General features: G+C 61.8%; 17 protein-coding genes. 13 read left to right on the plus strand and 4 right to left on the minus strand.

Annotation, left to right across the window (positions count from 1 at the left end):
* Nucleotides 1-104 precede the first annotated feature (104 nt).
* The 4 genes from G4Y73_RS13460 (at nt 105) to G4Y73_RS13475 (ending at nt 2,925) form a co-directional block, all read left to right on the plus strand.
* The gene (locus tag G4Y73_RS13460; protein ID WP_164232336.1) at nt 105-785 is read left to right on the plus strand and encodes a TIGR00153 family protein; all 681 of its coding nucleotides are present in this window, start codon (nt 105-107) and stop codon (nt 783-785) included.
* A 31-nt stretch (nt 786-816) separates the two neighbouring features.
* Nucleotides 817-2,067, plus strand: a complete 1,251-nt coding sequence (locus G4Y73_RS13465; RefSeq protein ID WP_164232337.1) for an inorganic phosphate transporter — start codon at nt 817-819, stop codon at nt 2,065-2,067.
* 91 nt (nt 2,068-2,158) lie between these two features.
* Nucleotides 2,159-2,362: a DUF2892 domain-containing protein gene (locus tag G4Y73_RS13470; protein ID WP_164232338.1), complete on the plus strand. Its 204-nt coding sequence runs from the start codon at nt 2,159-2,161 to the stop codon at nt 2,360-2,362.
* A gap of 77 nt (nt 2,363-2,439) precedes the next feature.
* The gene (locus G4Y73_RS13475) at nt 2,440-2,925 is read left to right on the plus strand and encodes a DUF3365 domain-containing protein (protein ID WP_164232339.1); all 486 of its coding nucleotides are present in this window, start codon (nt 2,440-2,442) and stop codon (nt 2,923-2,925) included.
* A gap of 88 nt (nt 2,926-3,013) precedes the next feature.
* Here the strand turns inward: G4Y73_RS13475 and G4Y73_RS13480 are convergent, their stop codons facing one another.
* From G4Y73_RS13480 to G4Y73_RS13490, 3 genes are all read right to left on the minus strand, one after another.
* Entirely contained in the window at nt 3,014-6,397 is a 3,384-nt protein-coding gene (locus G4Y73_RS13480) for a right-handed parallel beta-helix repeat-containing protein (RefSeq protein ID WP_164232340.1), read from the minus strand.
* A 219-nt stretch (nt 6,398-6,616) separates the two neighbouring features.
* On the minus strand, nt 6,617-7,438 hold the full coding sequence (locus G4Y73_RS13485) for a hypothetical protein (protein WP_164232341.1): 822 nt from the start codon (nt 7,436-7,438) through the stop codon (nt 6,617-6,619).
* Nucleotides 7,404-7,715, minus strand: a complete 312-nt coding sequence (locus G4Y73_RS13490; protein WP_164232342.1) for a hypothetical protein — start codon at nt 7,713-7,715, stop codon at nt 7,404-7,406. The genes G4Y73_RS13485 and G4Y73_RS13490 overlap by 35 nt, the downstream gene beginning before the upstream one ends.
* Before the next feature lie 213 nt (nt 7,716-7,928).
* Here G4Y73_RS13490 and G4Y73_RS13495 point away from each other — a divergent pair, with 213 nt between their 5' ends.
* The 5 genes from G4Y73_RS13495 to G4Y73_RS13515 all read left to right on the plus strand — a co-directional run bounded on the left by G4Y73_RS13495 (nt 7,929) and on the right by G4Y73_RS13515 (nt 17,283).
* Nucleotides 7,929-9,614, plus strand: coding sequence for a sigma 54-interacting transcriptional regulator (locus tag G4Y73_RS13495; protein WP_164232343.1), 1,686 nt, complete (start codon nt 7,929-7,931; stop codon nt 9,612-9,614).
* Nucleotide 9,615: 1 nt separating this feature from the next.
* On the plus strand, nt 9,616-12,624 hold the full coding sequence (locus G4Y73_RS13500; RefSeq protein WP_164232344.1) for a serine/threonine-protein kinase: 3,009 nt from the start codon (nt 9,616-9,618) through the stop codon (nt 12,622-12,624).
* Nucleotides 12,625-12,824: 200 nt separating this feature from the next.
* Nucleotides 12,825-13,928, plus strand: coding sequence for a Glu/Leu/Phe/Val dehydrogenase (locus tag G4Y73_RS13505; protein ID WP_164232345.1), 1,104 nt, complete (start codon nt 12,825-12,827; stop codon nt 13,926-13,928).
* A gap of 180 nt (nt 13,929-14,108) precedes the next feature.
* Nucleotides 14,109-15,257, plus strand: a complete 1,149-nt coding sequence (locus G4Y73_RS13510; RefSeq protein WP_164232346.1) for an isovaleryl-CoA dehydrogenase — start codon at nt 14,109-14,111, stop codon at nt 15,255-15,257.
* A 205-nt stretch (nt 15,258-15,462) separates the two neighbouring features.
* The gene (locus G4Y73_RS13515; protein WP_164232347.1) at nt 15,463-17,283 is read left to right on the plus strand and encodes an SLC13 family permease; all 1,821 of its coding nucleotides are present in this window, start codon (nt 15,463-15,465) and stop codon (nt 17,281-17,283) included.
* A gap of 127 nt (nt 17,284-17,410) precedes the next feature.
* Here the strand turns inward: G4Y73_RS13515 and G4Y73_RS13520 are convergent, their stop codons facing one another.
* Nucleotides 17,411-19,456, minus strand: a complete 2,046-nt coding sequence (locus G4Y73_RS13520; RefSeq protein ID WP_164232348.1) for a S8 family serine peptidase — start codon at nt 19,454-19,456, stop codon at nt 17,411-17,413.
* A 203-nt stretch (nt 19,457-19,659) separates the two neighbouring features.
* Between G4Y73_RS13520 and G4Y73_RS13525 the strand changes: the two genes are divergently transcribed.
* From G4Y73_RS13525 to G4Y73_RS13540, 4 genes are all read left to right on the plus strand, one after another.
* Nucleotides 19,660-20,829, plus strand: coding sequence for an acetyl-CoA C-acyltransferase (locus G4Y73_RS13525; RefSeq protein ID WP_164232349.1), 1,170 nt, complete (start codon nt 19,660-19,662; stop codon nt 20,827-20,829).
* Between the two features lie 4 nt (nt 20,830-20,833).
* Complete coding sequence (locus tag G4Y73_RS13530) at nt 20,834-21,727, plus strand: hydroxymethylglutaryl-CoA lyase (protein WP_164232350.1); 894 nt, start codon at nt 20,834-20,836, stop codon at nt 21,725-21,727.
* 88 nt (nt 21,728-21,815) lie between these two features.
* Nucleotides 21,816-22,202, plus strand: a complete 387-nt coding sequence (locus G4Y73_RS13535; protein ID WP_164232351.1) for a GxxExxY protein — start codon at nt 21,816-21,818, stop codon at nt 22,200-22,202.
* A 78-nt stretch (nt 22,203-22,280) separates the two neighbouring features.
* A complete protein-coding gene (locus tag G4Y73_RS13540) occupies nt 22,281-23,051 on the plus strand; it encodes an SDR family NAD(P)-dependent oxidoreductase (protein WP_164232352.1) in 771 nt (256 codons plus the stop codon).
* Nucleotides 23,052-23,209 lie beyond the last annotated feature (158 nt).

The raw sequence follows: 23,209 nt of genomic DNA on the forward strand, positions 1-23,209 counted from the left end.
GAATTCACCGCAATCTCCGTGAGCACCGTCATGATTCGGTCACAAAACTGCTACAATTCGCGCCAATCACTTGCCGGCCACGCCCAATCGGGTTAGAAAATTTCATGAATCCAAGCGGTTACATTTCACGAGTTTTCGGTCAGTCGCCGGTTCGTCCTCTGCAAGAGCACATCGAAAAGGCTGCGGCCTGCGCCCAGCAACTCCCGGAATTCGTCCGCGCCGCCCAGGCCGGCGACTGGACGGGCGCCGGAGAAGTCCGCAAGAGCATTGTCCGGCTCGAACACGAAGCAGACGATCTCAAGCGTGATCTGCGCCTCAACCTGCCGCGCACTCTGTTCATGCCGGTGGCGCGCACCGATGTGCTCGAGATGCTCTCGGTACAGGATCGTATTGCCAACAAGGCACGCGACATCTCCGGCCTCATGCTGGGGCGGCGCATGACCTTTCCACAAGCCCTGCAGGATACGTACCTGGCCTTTGCCGATCGCTGTCTCGACGCCGTACTCCAGGCACACAAGACGGTCAACGAACTCGACGAACTGTTCGAAACCGGATTTCGCGGGAGCGAGATCGAACTGGTCATGGGCATGATCAAGGAACTCGATCGGGTCGAGAACGACAGCGATAGCCTTCAGGTCGAGCTGCGAGCACGCCTGTTCGAAATTGAACGGGATCTGCCGCCGATCGACGTGATGTTTCTCTACAAGATCATCGACTGGACCGGTGATCTCGGCGACCTTGCCCAACGGGTCGGGAGCCGACTGCACCTGATGATCGCACGCTAGAAACCACCAGAACCCCGGGGACCTAGGCTTCATGGAACAGGCGATTTTCTACATCATCCTGGCGGCACTGTTTGGCCTGTTCATGGCCTGGGGCATCGGCGCCAACGATGTGGCCAACGCCATGGCGCCCTCGGTGGGCTCACGCGCCATCACGATCAAGCAAGCCATTCTTATAGCCGCAATATTCGAGTTCGGGGGCGCTGTGCTGGCTGGCGGCGGTGTCACCAGCACTATCCGCAAGGGTATCGTGGATGCATCTCTGCTACAGGGCCAGCCCGAGCTGCTGGTCTTCGGCATGCTCGCGGCCCTGCTGGCCGCCGGGACCTGGCTACTGATCGCCTCGGCACGCGGCTGGCCGGTCTCGACCACCCATACCATCATCGGTGCCGTGGTCGGTTTTGCGGCAATCGGAATCGGCTTCTCGACCGTTCACTGGGACCAGGTCGGCCAGATCGTGATGAGCTGGGTGATCAGCCCGCTGATGGCCGGCTTCATCGCCTGGCTGTTGTTCACCAGCGTGCAGCGCCTGGTGCTCGACCGGAAGGATCCGTTGCGCGCTGCCCGCCGCTGGGTGCCGGGCTATATTTTCCTGGCCGGGTTCTTCATGACCCTGGTGACCGTGTTCAAGGGCCTCAAACACATTGGCATCGATCTCGATCCGATCCATGCCTACAGCCTGGCCGTTGCCCTGGGCGTCATCATTGCGGGCGTCGGCACAGTTTTCATCATGCGCATTCCCGATACCGACCTGCAGGACACCGACTTTCACTACTACACGGTCGAGCGCATATTCGGTGTATTGATGGTCGTCACGGCCTGCTCAATGGCCTTCGCACACGGCTCCAACGATGTCGCCAACGCCATCGGTCCAGTGGCGGCCGTGGTCAGCGTGGCCAGCAGCGGCAGCGTGAATCAGGAAGCCATCGTCCCGGTCTGGATCCTGATCCTGGGCGGCGGCGGCATCGTTGTCGGCCTGGCTACCTACGGACACCGCGTGATCGCGACAGTCGGCAGCAATATCACCACGCTGACGCCCTCGCGCGGCTTCGCGGCCGGACTGGCGGCCGCGGCCACCATCGTCATGGCCTCCGGCACGGGACTGCCGATTTCGACCACACACACGGTCGTCGGCGCCATCCTGGGTGTCGGCCTGGCCCGCGGCATCGCCGCGATCAACCTGCGCACCGTCGGTTCGATCTTCATGTCCTGGATCATCACCATCCCGGCCGGCGCCCTGCTGTCGGTAATGTTCTTCCTGATTATCCGCGCCATCGCGGGCTGAACCGGTTGGCGTTTTTCCTTGCAAGTTCGAGCGAACGACTTTATATTAGATTTATCTAATCTTAAAGCCGCCACGACGGCAGGGAGTCCCCATGAATATCGATCGACTCGTCTTTGCTTTTGCAGGCTTCATGATCCTGCTCAGCCTCGTGCTGTCTCAGGTTCACAGCGTCTACTGGCTGTTCCTGACGGCGTTCGTGGGCCTGAACATGTTCCAGGCTGCCTTTACCGGCTTCTGCCCCCTGGCCAGGATTCTCAAGGCCATTGGCAAACAACCCGGAAAAGCGTTCAACTAATGCGCCGGCTGACCCTGGGGCTATTCGCCGCACTAAGCACCTCAGTCTTCGCAGTCGAGGACCGGATGCCAGATTGGGTGAGTGAGGCCCGGACCGCCGCCGGGGAACTCGGGAGCCAGCTGCAGCAGGCACTGCAGGCCGCCATCGCCGAAGGCGGCCCGGTAGCGGGCATCGAGGTCTGCAGGCACCAGGCACCGCAGATCGCCGAGACCATATCCGATGAACAACTGCAGGTCGGCCGCACCTCGCTAAAAGTGCGCAACCCCGACAATGCACCCGACCGGTGGGAAACCCGCGCCATGGAAGATTTCGAACGACGCCTTGCCGCCGGCAAGGCACCCGGCGAGATCGAATCCTTCGCCATCCGCAACGACGGCGAGCGCCGCTACGGACACTGGATGAAAGCCATTCCAACCCAGCCCCTGTGCACCGCGTGCCACGGCAGCGACATCAGTCCGGCAGTCGCAGACGCTATCGAAGCGGCCTACCCCGACGACCAGGCTCGCGGGTATTCGGTCGGCGAACTGCGCGGCGCGTTCAGCGTCGAAGTCGCCCTCGACTAATTGCCACTTGAACAGGCTGCCGGAAGCATCCCCGGCAGCCGAAGTTCCAGACTGAAGGCAATCCGCCGCCAAAACACCAATTCCGGAACTATTGCTCGAACCGATCCGAGAACAGAGCGCCGGAGACCGGTTCGACGACACTCAGCCCGAGCCCGGCCTGCCGGACCCTTTCCCCGTCGCTGCCCTCGACCAGGAGCGAGTAGTCTCCGGGCGGTGTCTGGCCAGCGTTGACACTGAGCGTGAAGCTCTGGCTTCCGTCGGCCGGCGGGGTCACGCTCACCGCTGAGGGCTGGCAATCAATCGAAGTCGCGCTTTCAAAGCACAGCAGCGACACGGCTTGGCTGTAGCCGTTGACCGATTCCACGCTACAGCTGACCTGTGCCGTGCCGCCTTCCTGGACTTCGACAGTACTCCCGCCCTCGCAGCCAAGCAGAAAGTCGGGCTGAGCAGCCAGCACGAACAGCGCCGTCGTCTCGACATTGCCTGCTGCGGTGACAGTGCAGACTGCCCCCTGACCGGCGCAGGCCCCCTCCCAGCCGATGAACTCACCACCCGATCCCGATGCGAGCGTGGCGGTGAGCACTACCTCCGCATCCAGGCTGAACAAGGCACTGCAGCTGTCGTTGGTACCCTCTCCGCACCAGATGCCGGTGGGGCTGGACTGGACCCGCCCGAGTGCGGCATCGTCGACGAGCACGCTGACCCGGGCGTTTTCTGAGAGCTCGTAAGCACCGCGATCACATTGCGCCGTTGCATCCTCGTCACCGTCGGCCGGTCTGACGGCGCCCCGCTGATCAATCAGCAAGGGCTCACCACCGGGCCGATCCAGGCAAGCAGGATCGCCAGCGTCCACGATCCAGTTAAACGAGGCCGGCGCGTGGGTCGGCGTGGAGCCACCATTGTCGGCCAAGGCGCCGAGCTGGACATGCGTGGCGTCATCGCTACCCCCGCTGTTGAACGCACACTCCGAATCGCCCGCCATCGCGTTATAGCCCGCCGAATCGACGGATCCGTAGCAGTTGGCGGCCTGTGGTACACAGATGGGCGGCAGCGAAGGATTGGGCCTAGAACAGGCCTCCTTTCCCGTGTTGGAGCTGACGATGCTGTTGTAGAGCGTGGCCGTGGCGTTGGCATTAACGTACAGACCGCCCCCATTTCCTGAGTTATTGTCACCTGGCCCTGCCTCATTGAAAGCAATCGTGCTGTTGTTGACCGCCAGCGATGTCGCTGCCTCGACTGAGATGCCGCCGCCCGAGGTTTCCGCGATATTTCCCGAGACCGTGCTGTTGCTCACCTGGGCAAGAAAAACACCGTAGAGGTAGGCACCACCACCCAGTAGCGCAGCGTTGCCATGCAGCGCCGAACGCTGGATGGCGACAGCAGGCAAACTGCCCCCACCCGAGTTCCAGGCCAGGATGCCGCCACCCGCTGCGTTGGCCTGATTGTCATGAACATTGCTATCGATGACCGACAGAGTGGCGAAACTCTCAGGCATAAAAGTCAACCCTCCCCCATCAGAGGCCTCGTTATCGAAGATTCTCACCTGCTCCAGCGTCAAGTGGCCATTGCCATCGTCGCTGGCGCTGTGGAGGGCACCGCCGCTTCCGTCCGTCATACCATCGGTCAGGGTCACGTTACTCAGGACAAGCTCGCCGGACTGGTGCAAAATCAGCCCGCCGTCGGTGCCATTCCCATCCGTGTCCGTTGGCACGAGGCCCTGGCCTTGCAAATGCATGTTCTCTATGCGAACAAAACTGGCCGGATTGCCGATTCTGATCAGCCGGTCGGTCTCGACAGTTGGAAAGCTGCCGACAACAAAAGGTAAGTTGCCATCTTCATCGGGTATTCCGACGAGGTGCATGCGCCGTTTGATCTTGAGGCTGCCATGGAGCGACTCATCTTCCCCACTCGTGCGAGCGAGCGTGTAGGAAAACGGCGAGTAGGGGACTTTTACGGTAAACGTACGCCCGGTAGCCGCAGCCAGGGCATTGGCCTCCATCACCGCGGCACGCAGCGAGCAGTCATCGTTGCCGGACGAGCTTTCGCAAATGCCGTCACCCGGCGAGCCATCCCAGCCGTCAATGCTGCGGTTGACCGTAAGATTGACGATCCGCGAACTTGCCACTGCGGTATCGTTACTGGAAATGTAATCTCGGTCAGTCACGCTGTAGACCGCGACATCAACGCCCATTGCCACTTGGTCCTCGGGAATGCCGAATGCCAATTGGCACTCGCTCGGAGATGCGTGGCTCACCCAAACCGCCCCCTCAACCAGGCCGGGCATCGTTTCGGTCAACGAACAATGCTCACCCGTTACTGAATGAAACAACATCGGTTCGCTGATCTCCACCGATACCATCGTAAGAAGTGGCTCGCTACTGGTTCCAAGGTTCTCAACTTCGAGAAACACGTTGAATTCATCACCAGCTTCCGGCAACTCGGAAGCAGCCACCGAAACCGACATATCCGGCGCTTCCAAAATCTCTACCGGAATGGATACATCATTATCCCCGGGATTGAGGTCCCCATCGCAGTCCGCACAATCGGCAACAGCATTCAGGCCCACCACGCCAGCGAATCCAGAATCAGCGCGTGCGGTGATGGTACAACTGCGCGTGTGCGGCTGCGGATCCTCCGGAATATTGAACCACCTGAAGAAATGCTCACCACCCTGTGATGCATCGACGACAGCCCCCGCGTCGCAAACGTAGCCAACCAGGGAGATCCGATCACCATGAATGATACGGAGATCCAGCGGTGTCCCGTTGTACTGAGAATCGTAGCTCACCTCGATGGTGAATTGTTGCAATGGATCGAGCTCCGTCGCACTGACACTCATTTGAACACTCACATCGGGGCGGAGTTTGCCCAGTACGGCATTGTCAAAAAAGAATTTCGCGCTCTCGCTGGATGACCCGGTTGTCGAATGCAAAGCGGTTGCAACCCGGGTGACGCCGGCCGGAACAATTCCTACGCCGGAGGCAGATCCCCAGCCAAAGGGCTCGAACAAGAACGCGCTGGCGAAAGAGTCACCGATTTGCGGCGGCGAATCGGCTTCGGGACAGGGGTTGCCGGTGACGTCGAGCAGCAGCATGCGAGCTGACGAACTACCCGGATTACCCAAATTGCCATGAATATCGAGCGACATTTCATAGGCCCGGTTGGGTTCCACATCCACACACTGCCACGCACTGGAAACCCGGCGCTCGCCCGAGGAGGCAATCGGCGTGACTGATGCCTGCAAGCAACCTGTGGGGTTGGGCGAGTTGCAGAAATAGTCCGGATCGAACGAGGAACTCCCCCAGAGCGGCGCATCGAGCAACGTCCAGTCGGAGAACGCCTCGAAATCGCCGTTGGCAATGAGGTTGGAGTGAATCGGTTGCGCAGCCGCACTGGTCACCAAAGGCGGCACACCTCCAAGTAACGCCAGGGCACTGGCAATAAAGAAAGGGAATCGTTTCGCATATTGCATGATCGATCTCTCAGTGTGTAAAAGCTCCATTGATGTGTCGTACAACGGGAATAACTGCAGACGCATCCTCAAGGCATGCGGTCCATCTTGTACTCGACACTGCAGCCGTAGAAGCAAAGCGGTTCACCAGCGCGGCCGCTGCAAGAGCGCTCAAGATGAATAGGATTGACGTACTTTTCGTGTTGCGCTTTTTCGCACTCGTGGCATGTCCTTCGCTAGTCATGGAGTGGTGTCAAGGCAGTGGATACGGGCTTCAAAGGTGCCGGCCACGTTTGCATTGTTTGAATACACGCAACTGTAGGCAGCCAAGCCCATCGGATCACCCCAGTTAGTCGGCTCGAACGATTCCAACCCAAGACTGGAACCAGCTTCTGGACTGAAGACGCAGGCGCCACTGACCGGAATATCTTCAACCTCTTCGCAGGCTGCAGTAGCGTTAGCCCTCGAACCCAAGAAGTTGATGGTCCGTTGATCGACTTTGACGTATAGGCTGCCCCGCGTCGTTGCGTTCCAGAAGCTCTTATCGGTATCGGCGCCAGTGATGGTGCCGTCGACGATGTGATTGGTGTAAATGCTGTTGTCGGCAATGTCGACGGCCTGCACCCCGCCATCCTCCAGCTCCTGCGAGCCCACCGCTTCCTCGATCACGGTCTCGGCTCGCGAGGCCAGCGGAGCAGCGGTTACTTTCTGGCGCGGGGACAGCAACTGCCCGTCAACCGTGATCTGCAACCAGCGACCCAGGTCCCAGGCCTGCGCCCCGAAGTCGAGCTCGACCTGGAACAGCCCCTGCAGCACGGGCACACCGTTGGTCGCGACAGGCGAACCCACGGGGTTTCCATTGGATTCGGCGTCGAACAGTTCGAACACCATATCCACGCTGCCGTCGAAGGCCTGCCCGCCGGCATCCAGCCGGCCCTGGTAGCTGATGGTGGTGTTGGCCATGGCCGTGCCCGTATACATCACCACAACGGCGGCGAGGATGATCAATGTGATAGTGCGCTGCATTTCAGTCTCCTTGCTCGGCTTCGAAGCGATCGCCAAACAGGCGATCGGCCAGGTCTTCCAGGCTCAAGGCCCAGAAGCCACCGGTCAGCTTCCATTGCCCGCCTTGCAGAACGCGGGCAGCGGTGGCATCGGCCTGGCCGATGGTGCCGGACAGATCGAAATCTCCGCCGGTGGATTGCACGGCTCCACCGCCATCAATGCTGTACCAGTCGATCGAAAAGGTTTCGGTTTCACCGGCCTGGATCGGCGCGGCAATGCAGACCAGCAGCATCAGAGTTGGCAGGCTCATTTGAATGACTGTGCTTCCGTTCATGCGCCAGGTCCCCATCGTTGATTCATTCGATGGCGGCTTGTAAGCAGTTTCCGTGCCAAGGTTGAACCGCTGGAAAAACGGGCCCATACCGGCGATCCTGATCAGGCAGATGTGTCATGCACGGGACACCATTCCCTCGAGCGGGACAAACCAGGTGCGAAAACTCCGGGCCTGGAGTATGCTTTCGATCGGGACAGTCAGATAATTGAGGGCATGCAGCAAGCAGTCTTGTGCATGAATCTGGAGTCGGGGACCCGTCGCTTCGTCATCGAGGGAGACGAATGCACCATCGGCACCGGCGCCGACTGCGACATCGTCATCGAGGAGATCTCGGTGTCGCGCCGCCACGCCTGCCTCAAGCGCGAGCCCGACGGCTGGCTGGTGCAGGATCTTGATTCCACCAACGGTACCCGCATCAACGAACAGCGCATCGTCGGGGCGGAATTTTTTGTAACCGGCGACCGGCTGCAGTTCGGCAATGTTCGCGCCGAATTTCGCCTTGAAGATGCGGCGGAATTCGAAATCGCAGTCGGGCAGCCCGAGCCCAGGGCCGCCACTGCCCTTGCCCTGACCGATATCCCGCCTACCCTGGCCAGTGATCGCCTGGCACAGTTCTTCATTGCCCAGCTGCCCGAGCTCATCGCCAGGCTGCGCAGCCTGCCCCCGGATACGCATGCGGCCTGCATCATCGACTGCCTGCCGAAGGTCATCGCCGGCCGCTGGCGCCTGCTGCGCGATGACTCGATCATCGTCGAATCGGGCCTGGGGGATGCCGATGCCGGTGACCAGCACCGACACTGCGACGGCCTGTGGTGCATCGAACTGGCCGCCAGAGGCAGCATCGCGCCGTCCGCGTTCGAAGCCGTGGCCGGCTTTGCCCTCAATCTGGTGCAGCTGACGGCTCAAACCACGCGCCGGGCCAAAGGCAAGACCCACAGCAACCCGTCCGACCAGGCCCCGCCACAGCCGGTGCCGCCGAGCGGCCACCCGGGACTCCACTCACTCTATCGACAGGCCGCCCGAGTGGCGGACAGCGACATCAACGTGCTCATCGAGGGCGATTCGGGCACGGGCAAGGAGTTGTTTGCGCGCTTTCTGCATGCTGCCGGCGGGCCTGAAAGGCCTTTAATCACCCTCAACTGCGCCAGCATGCCGGCGGATTTGCTCGATGCCGAACTGTTCGGCATCGAGAAAGGCGTGGCTACGGGTGTCACCGAGCGGGCCGGCAAGTTCGAACAAGCGCACGGCGGTGTTCTGTTTCTCGACGAGATCGGCGACATGCAGCCGGCGACCCAGGCGCGTATCCTGCGCGTGCTGCAGGAACGCGAAGTCTTTCGAATCGGCGGTGACCGGCCGCGCCCCGCCGACGTACGCGTGGTCTCGGCCACCAACCACGACATGAATCGGCTGGTCGAGGACGGCCGCTTCCGCCTGGATCTCTACCACCGGATCGCCGACTGGCAAGTCCGTCTGCCATCGCTGACCGAGCGCCATATGGACATTGCCAATCTCGCCGCCCACTTCCTGCAGGGTGCCTGTCAGAAGTCCGGCATTGCCTTCGGCGGTATTTCGCGGGCGGCACTCGACCGCCTCAAGGCCTACGACTGGCCGGGCAACGTACGCGAACTCGAACGCGAGATGAAGCGCTGCGCCCTGTTCCTCGAAGACGGCGAAGCGCTCCGATCCGACCACCTGCAGGACCGCATCCGCCTGGCCGAGCAACAAGAAATGCCCGGCACAACCACCCTGAAAGACAGCCTGGAACATGCCGAGCGAACGGCAATCCAGCAGGCCCTGGCCAGCCAGGGGGGGAATATCAGCAACACGGCCCGCCAGCTGGGAATTGGCCGTTCGACGCTCTATCGGCGAATCCAGGAGCTGGGTATTGTCACCGAATGACGTGAATACCAATCCGCTGGACTGGGAAACCGGTGTCCCGCTCGCCAGCGGCGGCTCGGCCGAGGTGGTTCGCGCCTGGTGCCCCTCACTCGGCCGCGATATTGCCGTCAAGTACCTGAAGGCCGAGGACCCCGGGGCCATCGCACGCCTGGTGCGCGAGGCCGAAACCCAGAAGGGGCTCGAGCACCCGCACATCCTGCGTGTCCACCAGACCGGCGTGCATCTGGGACGCCACTACATCGCCATGGACCTGGTCGAGGGCAAGCCCATCGACCAGGCGCTCGAGGGCGCCGACCAGGACGCGCGACTGGCCGTTTTCGAGCAGGTACTGGCCGCCGTGGCGCTGGCACATGAGCGAGGCGTGACTCACCGCGATCTCAAGCCGGCCAATATCCTGGTCGAGGAAGCCGATGATGGTCCGCATGCCTGGGTGATGGATTTCGGGCTCGCCCGCCAGGCCGGCGACGCAACGCTGACCGTGACTGGACACGCAATCGGCACGCCCGGCTACATGGCCCCGGAGCAGGCGCGCGGGGAAAAGCACATCGATGCCCGTGCCGACATATTCGCTCTGGGCGTGATCCTCTACCGGCTGTTTACCGGGAGCCTGCCTTTCGACGCCGACACGCCTGTGGCGATGATGCTGCAGGCAGCCTCCGGTGACATCGCGCCGATCTCGGGCATGCGCCGCCACTTGCCCGAAGGACTGGTGCGGATCGTGGCCAAGTGCCTGGAGTATCGGCGGACCGACCGCTATGACAGCGCGCGAAAACTGCTGGCGGATATTCATGCCTTTCGCACTGGACAGGTGCTCGAGGCCCGGAGAATTGGCCGCCTGTACAGCCTGCAACGCTGGTCACGTCGAAACCCGGCGCTGGCACTGACCGGCCTGGCGGCCATCGCACTGGTAACGGCCAGCGCCGCCGCTGCCCTGTGGAGCTGGCAGCAAAGTGAGCGCGATCTCGCCACGGCGCGCGGTCTGATCGCCAGTGCCGAGCGCGTTCGCAGCGACTGGTATATCGACCAGATGCGCCCGCCGCACGACCAGGCAGAAACGCGACAGCAGGCGTTGGCGACCCTGGATGGACTCGAACGCGAAACCCGTCGGACGGGGCCGCACGCCAGTGCTGAGGTCCATTCAGCCATGGCCGACCTGCACTACGAGCTGGGTGACTACGCAGACGCCCTGAAACTGGCCGAAAGCGCCTGGCAGGCCGGGTTGCGGCAGCCGGCAACCGCCAACCGGGCGACACGCTCGCTGCTGCGGCAATACAACGAGGCGCGTATCCAGCGCAGCCTGTCGGTCGATCCCGAATTGCTGCCCGAACTGGACCACCGGGCGCGCAGCGACCTGTTGAGTGATTTGGCGCCCTACCGCGACCATCTGCCGGCAGAAACCGACCGGCTGGTCCGAATCAGCCTTGGAGAGCGCGAAGGCACGGCCCTGGAGTGGATCGAAGGCATCGAGCCGGCAACCCCCGACGACTGGGACACCCTGCTGATACTCGCCCAGCACCAGACCGCCGAGGCCGGCCTGGAACTGATGCGCGAACAGGAAAAGGCCGCGGCCAGTATCAAACGAATCGACAGTGCGCTGGCCAACCTGATCGACACCGCACGCTCCAGCGCTGCTGCCCACCTGGCCCGCTGCCAGCTGGCCGCCGTGGAAGCCAACCCGCTCAACACCGCCTACGACCCTGATACCCCAGGCAGTCGTGAACGCATCGGACACTGCGGCACCGGGCTTGCCATTCGTAGCGAGGACGCCAACCTGCTTGCCGCAAAGGCCTACTGGCTGTGGCAAACGGCCAAACGCAAGCTGAGGGCGCGCGAGGACTACGTGCACCTGCTTGACGAAGCGATCGAGCTGGCTGGCCGGGCGCTCAAGCTCGCACCGGACAACCACCCCGCGCGGCTCGCACTGGGCACCGCGCTGCAACTCAAGGGCCGGTGGGCCATGGGCGAAGGGCAACCGGAATCCGAGTACCTGGAACGAGCCCTCGATGTTCTTCAACAAGCGCACGAGGAGTTTCCCGGAAGCGTCAATATCATCAACAACCTGGCAGTGACCTGGACGACCATCGCCACATCACGCAATACCCGCGGGAACTCCATTGCCGGAGAAGCTGCTCATGAAGAGGCGATTCGATGGATGCAGCGCGCCGCTGCAATTCGGCCCGACGACCGCCGACTGGTCCACAATGCGATGGCCACCGAGATTTTTTTGATGTACGACCGGCAGGAGCGCGGCCTCCACCGAATGTCGGATCACGACCGACTGGACGAAGGTCTCGAGGCCCTGATCGAGCGCTATCCGGACTACGCCACGCCGTACAATTCCCTGGCCCTTCTGTGGTGGGGACTGGCAGAGTTTCAGCAGCGCGGCGGCGAGGATCCACAGCCCGCGCTGGCCCGGGCCGAGAACGTCCTGCGCCGTTTACTGGCATTCGACCCTGATCACGAGAGCGGCCTGGTCAACCTGGCCGGCATACTCCGCCACCAGTATCGATTCAGTACCCCCGTCCGCTCCGAGCGCCTGGAGAGGGCGGCCGACGAGGCTATGGCCATCTACCGTCGACTGGAACGCCCCGAGGCCGAGCGCCAGGAGTTTGGCTGCCTGATTGCCGAGATCCTGGCAGCCCGGGCCCATAGACAACCGCCTGATCAACAATCTGCATTATTGACCGAGGCTGAGCGCCTGAGCCGGACCAGCGACAATATTGACTGGTTAAAACTGGAGTGCCTGGTCACTCGGGCCGAAATTGCCATCAATATGAGCCGGGCTGTCCGGGACGACCCGGTGATCGGCCGGATCTGGGAAGAGATCGCAACGATCATGGCGGAGCGCATGCCCGAGAATGCGGCTCTGATCGATGCCGCCGCAAGACTAGCCTGGTCACTGAACAAATCGGATCTGGCGGCCGAGTGGTCCGCCCAAGCCGCAGCCGGAAACCCGCAGTTCCCGATCCTGTCCCCTGCCGGTGCAGATTCCGCCGTGCCGACACCCTGAGCGAAACTGGCACGCCCTTCCGGTTCAGGCTAAAATAGGCGGCTGCCTCGCCGGCCTTCATGAAAGGGCGGGTCAGGTAACCGCGGCCCGGATTCCTTGCACCGCCGGGCGTGTCAACCAACTAGTCAAACCCGGCCGATTCGACGGGGATCGGCGGAAACGCTTGCGACCTCACTGGCGCAGGCCCTGGAGGACCGTCAATGAATCTGTTTGAAACCATCCACACGACCGAGCACGAGCAGGTCATCTTCTGTCATCAAAAGGATGCCGGCCTGAAGGCCATCATCGCCATCCACAACACCACGCTCGGACCGGCCCTCGGTGGCATGCGCATGTGGCCCTACGCGACCGAGCAGGATGCCCTCGACGATGTGCTGCGCCTGTCGCGTGGCATGACCTACAAGGCCGCAGTTGCCGGCCTCAACCTCGGCGGCGGCAAGTCGGTCATCATCGGTGATCCACGCCAGGACAAGTCAGAAGCGCTGTTCCGCGCCGTCGGTCGCTTCATCGATTCCCTGCACGGCCGCTATATCACGGCCGAAGATGTCGGTATCGATGTCAACGACATGGAGTACGTCTTCCAGGAAACCGACAACGTGGTCGGTGTTCACCAGGTCCACGGCGGTTCGGGCGACCCCTCGCCATTCACCGCCTTCGGCACCCTGCAGGGCATTCGCGCCAGCTTGCAGCGCCAGTTCGGCAACGAGGAAATCGGCAAGTACAGCTACGCCGTCCAGGGCGTGGGCCACGTCGGCATGGAGCTGGTCAAGCTGCTTCGCAAGGAAGATGCCAAGGTCTTTGTCACCGACATCAACGAGGAAGCCGTCCAGGCCGCCGTCGAGATGGGTTGCGAAGCGGTCGGTACCGACGATATTTACGACGTGGATGCCGACGTCTACTCACCCACCGCACTGGGCGCAACGGTCAACGAACAGACCATTCCGCGCTTCAAGTTCAAGATCGTGTGCGGTGCGGCCAACAACCAGCTTGCCACCGAGGATTGCGGCGACGAGCTGGAACGACGCGGCATAATCTACGCACCCGACTACGCGGTCAATGCCGGCGGGCTGATGAACGTTTCGATCGAGTTCGAAGGCTACAACCGCGAACGTGCCAAGCGCATGACCCGTGCCATCTACTACAACGTCTCGAAGATCTTCCAGATCGCCGAGCGCGACGGCATTCCGACCTGGAAGGCCGCCGACCGCATGGCCGCCGAACGCATCGCCATGGTCGGCAAGCTCAAGCTGCCCTTCATGGGCCGCGCACACCGCTTCCCGGGCCGTGAGCGCGGGAATCACTAGAGAACTCGAGTACTTGAAACCGCAGATTGCGCAGATTCACGCAGATAGAGACCGAAAAAGCCTTAATCTCATTGGCCTTGAGATCTTCGAGTCCGGGCCATTCGCTCCTCCGGAGCAATCTGCGTACATCTGCGAAATCTGCGGTTTCATGAACTCTGCCATCTAACGAGGCACCAGACGATGAAGCTTTCCGAAGACATCGAAATGCTCAGAGAGACCGTCCGGCGCTTCGCCGAGGAGTCGATCGCCCCGCGCGCCGAGGAGATCGACCGGTCCAACGAGTTCCCGCAGGAGCTGTGGCAGGAACTGGGCGAGATGGGTCTTCTGGGCATCACCATTCCGGAGCAGCACGGTGGCTCGGATATGGGCTACCTGGCGCACCTGGTGGCGATGGAGGAAATCTCTCGGGCCTCGGCGTCCATAGGCCTGTCCTACGGCGCTCACTCCAACCTCTGCCTCGACAACCTCTGCCGCAACGGTAGCGATACCCAGCGCGAAAAATTCGTGCCGAAACTGGTCTCCGGTGAATGGGTCGGCGCACTGGCCATGTCCGAGCCCGGTGCGGGCTCGGACGTAGTCGGATCGATGAGCTGCCGGGCCGAGAAGAAAGGCGACGTGTGGGTCGCCAATGGCTCGAAGATGTGGATCACCAACGGCCCGGAGTGCGATGTCGCACTGGTCTACATGCGCACCGCCGGCAAGGATGCCGGCAGCAAATGCATGACCGCCTTCCTGGTCGAAAAGGACTTCGACGGGTTCGAGAAGGCCCAGAAACTCGACAAGCTCGGCATGCGCGGTTCCAATACTTGTGAGCTGGTGTTCGAGAACTGCGAGATTCCCGAAGAGAACGTGCTCGGCGAGGTCAACGACGGCGTGAAGATCCTGATGTCGGGGCTGAATTCCGAGCGCCTGGTGCTTTCGGGCGGACCGATCGGCATCATGCAGGCGGCTATGGACAACGTGCTGCCCTACATCGCCGAACGCAAGCAATTCGGGCGGACCCTGTCGGATTTCGGTCTGATGCAGGCCAAGATCGGCGACATGTACGCCGCCCTGCAATCCTCGCGCGGCTTCGCCTACCAGGTCGCCTCCGACTACGACCAGGGCGAGCGCTCGCGCATCGACGCCGCCGCCTGCCTGCTGCACGCCTCGACCAGCGCGGTCAACGTGGCACTGGAAGCCATCCAGGCCCTGGGTGGCAACGGCTACATCAACGAATACCCAACCGGTCGGCTGCTCAGGGATGCCAAGCTCTACGACATCGGCGCCGGCACCAACGAGATTCGCCGCATGCTCATCGGCCGCGAACTCGCCGCTGGCCGTAGTTGATCCCGCCTGAATATTGAAACCACGGAAATCACGGAACACACGGTTGGGAATTCAGGGGGCTGCCCGCGTGACGTCGACTCCAATGCCGACGCACATGGGGCACAATAAGGTGTCTTTCCTCCACACCGGTTGATCTTTCCGTGAATTCCGTGGCTTCCGTGGTTACCATTTCGATGATGGCAAACAAGCCGGCAAAGAGTTCGAGATGACCGTCGAGATCGGGCTCGTCTTCCTCATCATCGGCATCGCGCTGTACCTGTTCGCCAGCGAGAAGTTTCCGCTCGACGTCACCGCTTTCCTGATTCTGGTTTCCGTCACCGCGATTCCGCTGCTTTTCCACTCCGATTGGCTCCTCGAGCGCGGCATCGACCTGCAGTCGGCATTCCCGACCGTGCGCGAGGGACTTTCGGGGCTTTCGTCACCGGCCACGGTGACGGTTTTGGCGATGTTCATTCTTTCCGCCGGCGTCCAGCGTTCGGGGCTGATTCACCGCCTCGGCAAGCTTCTGGCCCCCTGGATGAGCGGGCCGGAATGGCGTCAGATCACGATCATCGCGCTGCTGGTCGGACCGGTCTCGGGGCTGATCAACAACACTGCCGCGGTTGCGGTGGCCATTCCACTCGTGCTCGATATGGCCAAGCGTTCGGGCTCACAGGCCTCCCGCCTGCTGCTGCCGCTGAGCTTCCTGGCCATGATGGGGGGTACGCTGACCCTGGTCGGCACCTCGACTAACTTGCTGGCTTCTTCGCTGCTGGCCGAATCCGAGGCATTTGGCCGCGAGATCGGCATGTTCGAGTTCACGCATCTGGGGTTGATCGTTCTGGCGACCGGCCTGATCTATTTCCTGTTCATCGGCCGCTGGCTGATGCCTGAGCGCGACCGCATACAGGTTCACGACACGGACGAAGAAAGCTTCATCTTTGAAGTGCAGGTCCGTTCTGGCAGCAACCTGGTTGGCAAGAGCATCAGAGAGGCGGGCTTCGACGAACGCACCGGCACCGAGGCCGTCCGACTGGTGCGCGACGAACACTCGCATATCAAACGCGCGGCGACAACGCGGCTCAAGGTGAACGACATCCTGCACCTGCGCGGCAACCGTCGGCAGGTCGCCGATCTGATCAAGTCGGATGATGTCGAAGTGCTGTCGAATTTTGGCCAGGCGCGGCGCGTCCGTTCCGACGGCCACCTGACGCGCCTTTTGCTGCGCAACGATCGAGTGTTCGAGAACACACCGGGCCGTGAAGTTGATTTCTGGCAACGCTACCAGGCCCGCGTGGTTGGACTGGAGGTCGAGTCGGTCGACTCACAGCGCCTGGCCGAAGAGCGGCTGACTGTGGGAGAGATCGTGCTGGTCCAGGTCTCCTCGACCGCGCATGATCGCCTGCGCCGCCACCCCGACGTGGTCGTCCTCGATACCTTCGAGGACGATTTCGATACCGCTCGCATGTGGTCGGCCGGCCTGGTCGTCGCCGGTGTGATTCTGGCGGCCACACTCACACCGCTGCCGATTGTCATTACCGCGCTGATCGGCGTGGTGGCCATGTTCTTCTGCGGCTGCCTGACGCGAGAGGATCTCTACTCGGGCGTGTCCTGGAACGTCATTTTTCTGCTTGCCGGCGTGATTCCGCTTGGCATCGCCATGACCAAGTCGGGTGCGGCCGAATGGCTGGCCACGATGCTGGCCACGAATGCCAGCGGCTGGCATCCCCTGCTTGTACTCATGGCCCTGTACCTGATCACCACCGTGTTGACCGAAATGGTCAGCAACAATGCTTCGGTGGTGATCCTGGTGCCGGTGGCCATCAGTGTCGCCAGCCAGTTGGCCATGCCGATTTTTCCCGTCGTGCTGATCGTGATGTTCGCCGCCTCGACCAGCTTCCTGTCCCCGGTCGGCTACCAGACCAACACCATGATCTATGGTACCGGGCTTTACCGTTTTACCGACTTTGCCAAGGTCGGTGCGCCACTCAACCTGATACTGATGGTGGTCACCAGCACTTCGATCTACTGGCTATGGCCCGTGTGACCGGCACCCGGGGGATCCGTTTGGCGGCGGCCCGCAAGATCGGTTCCAGTCCCCAGGCGCTGCAGTAAGAAGAAGGGGCCGCGCTTGGCGGCCCCGATTCCGGAGATCGAAATAATCACTTGCATGCTCAGTCGGCGATCCTTACCGAGGTCTCGGTACTCTCCAGGGTGTAGTTGGTAAGCACGCTGATATAGCCCTCGATAACCCAGGTGTAGGTTCCGGCTTCGCTGATATCGGCCACGGCGATTTCAGGCTGTTCCAGCGATGCCGCCGAGGCGACTTCCTGGCCGCTGGGGTCGTAGAGTCGCAGATCCAGGTCGGCGAACACGTCCCAGTCAAGAATTCCTTCGATCCGAATAGTGCCCGGCTCAACCTCGAAGTCGATCATTTCGACCGACACATTCTCGGCTGATGGCCCCATGGTGCCCGTGTACACCGTGGTCTCCTCGACCAACTCGGCATCGATATCGAACAATTCACCGGGAATCCTGAACCCATCGAAATAGGTCCGTCCGTCGATCGGAATCAGCTCGACGGTGTGAATACCCGCACCCAGACCGGAGAATGCACGCGCTGCCATGGTCGTGACATCGTCGAAGTAACTGACCCGGCCATGGAAATGGTCGTCGATATAGACATCAGCCACACCGCCCTGCTTGTCGCGCGGCAGAGGAAGCTGCAAGGTGTCGCCCGAAAAACGTCCAAAAACATGCCCCCCGCGGCGGGAATCGATCCATTGCACGCTGCCGCCCTCGGCCGAATCATGGCTGCGGCTGCGCCACTTTCCGGAAAGCGCCAGGCGCGAATCGGTATCGTCGATCCGGTTCCATTCGCCGCTGGCCGACCAACGAGACTGCCCCTCGAGAAACTCGATGCGCTCGCCGTCGGTTTCCTGGGCCAGGACGGCCGCATTGAGGACATTGATATGTCCGGCACCCACCTCGTGAAACTCGTAGCCGAACATCGGGTCGGCGCTTTCCATGAGGATGTCGAGCACCTGGTCGGGCGAAAGCATGGGATTGGCCTCGAGCAGCACGGCGGCCGTGCCGGCGACAAAGGGCGTGGCCATGCTGGTACCGCTCATTGTCGCGTAATAGGTGTAGTACTCGGGGTCCAGCACCGGGCCCAGCAGGGGAAGCGGCGTATTGACTGCACGTGTCGAGGTAATGGTCGAGCCTGGCGCGGTGATGTCGGGGTGTTTGTAAGGGTGATCCGGCACGCCCCGGCTGGAAAAATCGGCCAGTTGGGCGTCCTGGGTACCAGCTGCCACGCTGATCGCCCACGGCGCCAGCGCATACGGGTTGACCGTGTCTTCGGCACCGTCGTTCCCGGCGGCAAACAGCACGACCATACCTCGGCGATACGCTTCGTAGGAGGCCTTGTTGATCGGATTGTTGGGGTCGAATTCGGGCCCGCCGGTGGCACCCCAGGAATTTGTAATGATGTCGATGCCCAGTCGTTCCTGGTTGCCGATGGCATAGTCGAAGCCGATCAGCGCGTAAAGAATGGCGATGGCTTCACCGGCACCGAGTCCCACAATGTCGGACTCCGGGGCGATGCCGGCCAGCGCATACGGCCGCCGAGGATCATCTGCCGAGACTTCACCCGTGCCACCCACCGTTCCGGCGACATGCGTTCCGTGTCCCGAACTGGTGTCGGTATTGAGCTGGCCTTCGGCGTAGAGAGTCTGCCCGCCCAGCAGGCCCAGGTCGCCGATGATCTTGACGTTCTCGATCGTCTTGGTGCCGAACTCGAGATCGGGATGGGTTGCGTCCACGCCCGAATCCAGCACGGCAATGGTCACCCCACGACCTTTGATATCGAGCGTATCGTGCATCAGGTGGCCGTCGGTGATCTGTCCGGAGTTGTAGTTGAAGTACTCCAGCGGGGCGTTGAAGTAGATGCTTTCGACGCCGCTCAACCCGGAGACCAGATCGATTTCGGCGTTACTCAGCGTCAGGCCGGCCATGGGCAGCACTTCGAGCTTGAGCGCCGAGAGGCCAAGCACGTCGAGCTGGCTCAGGTCGTTACGTTTTTCGAACGTGACAATGACCTCGCATGGACACTCGCCGGCATCCATGTTTTGCTGCAATAAGGGGTCGATCGCAACATCGGCCTGGGCATGACCGGCGAAGGCCAGGCACAGGGCGATTGGAATCAATTGGCGTTTCATGATGGAAATACCTCGGTTGAATTGCTACCGAGTATCGACCTCCCGTGGCCCGTGCCACCACCCGGGAGATCACCCACGAAAACCGGGGAAAACCCTCAGCCCAAGAACGGACCGCCCGCCGGAACACAGGCCGGTCTGCCCAACCTCGATCGTTCCTCATGCGATAATAGCCGGCTGAGTCCCACAAACACGGATAGCCCCCCATGACCGATTCCATTGTCATCGTTTCCGCCCGTCGTACCGCTGTCGGCTCCTTCCAGGGCCAGTTTGCACCGGTCAAGTCGCCCGAGTTGGGTGCGGCCGCCATCCAGGCGGCGCTGAGCGACGCCGGGATCCGCGGCGAGGATGTCTCCGAAGTCATCATGGGCTGCGTGCTGCCGGCTGGCGTCGGGCAGGCACCGGCCCGCCAGGCCTCCCTCGGTGCCGGCGTACCGGTCAGCACCGGCTGCACCACCATCAACAAGGTCTGTGGATCGGGCATGAAGGCCGTCATGCAGGGCGCCGACGCGCTGCTGGCCGGCTCGGCCGATATCGTGGTTGCCGGGGGCATGGAGTCGATGACCAACGCGCCCTACATGGCCGAGCGCGGCCTGCGCATGGGCCATGCCAAATTCCTCGACCACATGTTCTTCGACGGCCTGCAGAACCCCTATGACGGCCAGATGATGGGCCAGTTCGGCGAGCAGTGCGTGGCCAAGTACGGCTTCACCCGCGACGCGCAGGACGCCTTTTCCAAAGCCTCGGTCGAGCGCGCCCTGGCGGCGATCGAATCCGACGCCTTCGCCGCCGAGATCACGCCGGTGACGGTCAAGACCCGCAAGGGCGAGGTCGAGGTCAGCACCGACGAAGAACCGGCCAACTGCCCGGTCGACAAGATGCCCAAGCTGCGCCCGGCCTTTGCCAAGGACGGCACCATCACCGCCGCCAGCTCCTCGAAAATATCCGACGGTGCGGCCGCCACGGTCCTGATGCGCGAGTCCGATGCCGAATCCCGCGGCGCCAAGCCGCTGGCACGCATCGTTGCCCATGCCACGCACTCACAGGAACCGGAATGGTTCACCACGGCCCCGGTCGGCGCCATCTCGAAGGTGCTCGACAAGGCTGGCTGGAAGGCCGAGGAAGTCGACCTGTTCGAGATCAACGAGGCCTTCGCTGCCGTCACCATGGCAGCCATGACCGAACTCGAGCTGCCGCACGAGAAGGTCAACGTCAACGGTGGCGCCTGCGCTCTGGGCCATCCGATCGGCGCCAGCGGTGCACGCATCCTGGTGACGCTCATCCACGCCTTGAAAAACCGCGGCGGCAAGCGCGGCATTGCCAGCCTGTGCATCGGCGGTGGCGAGGCCACGGCAATTGCCATCGAACTCGTTTGAGGCGATGACTGACAAGGTCACCATTGTCGAGGTCGGGCCGCGTGACGGGCTCCAGAACGAGTCCTACACGATTCCGACGCAGGTCAAGATCGAGCTGATCGAGCGCCTGGCCGATTCGGGCCTGGGCGTCATCGAGGCGACGAGCTTCGTCGCCGCCCCCGCCATTCCGCAACTGGCCGATGCCGAGGAAGTCTTCGAGCGCCTCGAGCGGAGATCGGGCGTACGTTACCCGGTCCTCGTGCCCAACGAGAAGGGATACGAGCGTGCCCGAAAGGTGGGCGCCGAAGAAGTGGCCGTATTTTCCGCCGCTTCCGAGGCCTTCAATCAGCGAAACATCAACTGCTCGATTGCCGAATCGCTGGAACGTTTTGCACCCGTACTGGCCCGTGCCCGGGAAGACGGGGTGCGCGTGCGCGGCTATGTCTCCACCGTACTGGGCTGTCCCTATCAGGGTGACGTGCCGGTTGCCGACGTGGTGCGGGTGGCGGAGGCTCTGTTCGACGCCGGCTGTGCCGAAATTTCCCTGGGCGACACGATCGGCGTCGGCACGCCGAACAAGGCGCGTGAAATGCTCGAAACCGTCGCCCGCTCGGTCCCGATGGAACAGCTCGCCGTTCACTTCCACGATACATACGGCCAGGCCCTGGCCAACATTTACACCTGCCTGGACGCAGGCGTGCGCGTGGTCGACTCCTCGGTGGCCGGCCTCGGCGGCTGTCCCTACGCCCGCGGCGCGACCGGTAACGTCGCCACCGAGGACGTCGTTTACATGCTCCACGGTCTGGGCCTGGAAACTGGCGTCGACCTGATGCAACTCGCCCGAGTCGGCGACTGGATCGCCGGCGAACTCGACCGGCCCCGCTCAAAGACGGGCCAGGCGATCCTCAAGCGGAGTTAGAAAGGCTCTGGAAGTGAAAAACCTTTAGAACGCAAAGCAGCGAAGCAGCAAAGAACGCAAAGAAGAGATGAACTAAAAGCCTACAGGCATGAATCGATCGGAACTGGAAGGTCTTGCGAGAGAGACAGTGGACTGTGTATTCAAGGTGCACAGCGCTCTTGGGCCTGGTCTACTGGAGTCGGCTTATCAGGCATGCTTGGCGCATGAGCTCCAAAAACGCGGGTACAGGGTTGCTACAGAAGTTCTGCTCCCACTGCGTTACGACGGACTGGAGATCGAAAAAGCATTTCGGGTGGACATGCTGGTCCATGACACTGTTCTAATCGAGAACAAAGTGACGCAAGAGGTTCTGCCGGTTCACAAATCTCAGGTCTTTACCTACTTGAAATTGACGGGCCTTCAGTTAGGACTCTTAATCAATTGGAATACACGACTCATCAAGCACGGCATTTCTCGCGTCGTCAATAACCTGTAGGTCCTTCTTTGCGTTCTTCGCTGCTTCGCTGCTTTGCGTTCCAAAGATTTTGATTTTCGAACAACCAGGAGAAAACCAATGGATACCAACAAGATCAAAGCCGTCATCACCGGCGGCGTATCGGGCCTGGGCCTTGCCGTGGCCGAGCACTTCGTTTCGCTCGGTGGGAAAGTCGCCCTGCTCGACGTTAACGAAGACAAGGCCGCTGAGGCCGTTGGCAAGCTCGGGGAGGAGAAGGCAAAGTTCTTCAAGACCGACGTCACCAGCGAATCGCAGGTCGAACAGGTCCTGTCGGATGCGAAGGACTGGCTTGGCGAAATCAACGTCACCGTCAACTGTGCCGGCATCCTGGGTGCCGGCCGCGTGCTCGGTCGCGAAGCCCCCATGCCGCTCAATATCTTCTCGCAGACGGTCATGGTCAACCTGGTCGGCAGCTTCAATGTAGGCAAGGCCGCGGCCAACCTGATGCAGCACAATGAGCCCAACGATGATGGCGAGCGCGGTGTGATCATCAACACGGCGTCGGTGGCCGCCTATGAAGGACAGATCGGCCAGGCCGCCTATTCCGCCTCCAAGGGCGGCGTGGTCGGCATGACCTTGCCGATGGCACGCGAGTTTACCCGTTTCGGCGTTCGCGTGATGACCATCGCGCCGGGCGTCTTCCACACCCCGATGGTCGATGTGATGCCCGAGAAAGTGCAGCAGGCCCTGGGCGAGTCGATTCCCTTCCCCAAGCGACTCGGCAAGCCGGAGGAGTTCGCCCGCCTGGCCGCGCACATCGTCGAAAACGCCTACTTCAACGGCACGACCCTGCGTCTCGACGGTGCCGTGCGTCTGGAGCCCAAGTAAATCTAGGTCAAAACCATAAACCACGGAATACACGGACTCTGCATAAATCCAGTAAGGCCCTCCGTGCCTTTCCGTGTTTTCCGTGGTTACAGGGTTCGGGAACTAATCCCGGCGTTGACACCCCGGCGACATTCTTGACGTAGGCTCATGGGCTGAAT

Origin of the sequence: Wenzhouxiangella sp. XN201, assembly GCF_011008905.1 — a bacterium.
Classification (GTDB): Bacteria; Pseudomonadota; Gammaproteobacteria; order Xanthomonadales; family Wenzhouxiangellaceae; genus Wenzhouxiangella.

Bases quoted from the DNA above. Each gene is read 5' to 3' on its own strand.
- G4Y73_RS13480 (WP_164232340.1), bottom strand. From the start codon at position 6,397: ATGCAATATGCGAAACGATTCCCTTTCTTTATTGCCAGTGCCCTGGCG.
- G4Y73_RS13505 (WP_164232345.1), top strand. From the start codon at position 12,825: ATGAATCTGTTTGAAACCATCCACACGACCGAGCACGAGCAGGTCATC.
- G4Y73_RS13525 (WP_164232349.1), top strand. From the start codon at position 19,660: ATGACCGATTCCATTGTCATCGTTTCCGCCCGTCGTACCGCTGTCGGC.
- G4Y73_RS13530 (WP_164232350.1), top strand. From the start codon at position 20,834: ATGACTGACAAGGTCACCATTGTCGAGGTCGGGCCGCGTGACGGGCTC.
- G4Y73_RS13490 (WP_164232342.1), bottom strand. From the start codon at position 7,715: ATGAACGGAAGCACAGTCATTCAAATGAGCCTGCCAACTCTGATGCTG.
- G4Y73_RS13460 (WP_164232336.1), top strand. From the start codon at position 105: ATGAATCCAAGCGGTTACATTTCACGAGTTTTCGGTCAGTCGCCGGTT.
- G4Y73_RS13515 (WP_164232347.1), top strand. From the start codon at position 15,463: ATGACCGTCGAGATCGGGCTCGTCTTCCTCATCATCGGCATCGCGCTG.
- G4Y73_RS13510 (WP_164232346.1), top strand. From the start codon at position 14,109: ATGAAGCTTTCCGAAGACATCGAAATGCTCAGAGAGACCGTCCGGCGC.
- G4Y73_RS13470 (WP_164232338.1), top strand. From the start codon at position 2,159: ATGAATATCGATCGACTCGTCTTTGCTTTTGCAGGCTTCATGATCCTG.
- G4Y73_RS13535 (WP_164232351.1), top strand. From the start codon at position 21,816: ATGAATCGATCGGAACTGGAAGGTCTTGCGAGAGAGACAGTGGACTGT.
- G4Y73_RS13520 (WP_164232348.1), bottom strand. From the start codon at position 19,456: ATGAAACGCCAATTGATTCCAATCGCCCTGTGCCTGGCCTTCGCCGGT.
- G4Y73_RS13465 (WP_164232337.1), top strand. From the start codon at position 817: ATGGAACAGGCGATTTTCTACATCATCCTGGCGGCACTGTTTGGCCTG.
- G4Y73_RS13540 (WP_164232352.1), top strand. From the start codon at position 22,281: ATGGATACCAACAAGATCAAAGCCGTCATCACCGGCGGCGTATCGGGC.
- G4Y73_RS13495 (WP_164232343.1), top strand. From the start codon at position 7,929: ATGCAGCAAGCAGTCTTGTGCATGAATCTGGAGTCGGGGACCCGTCGC.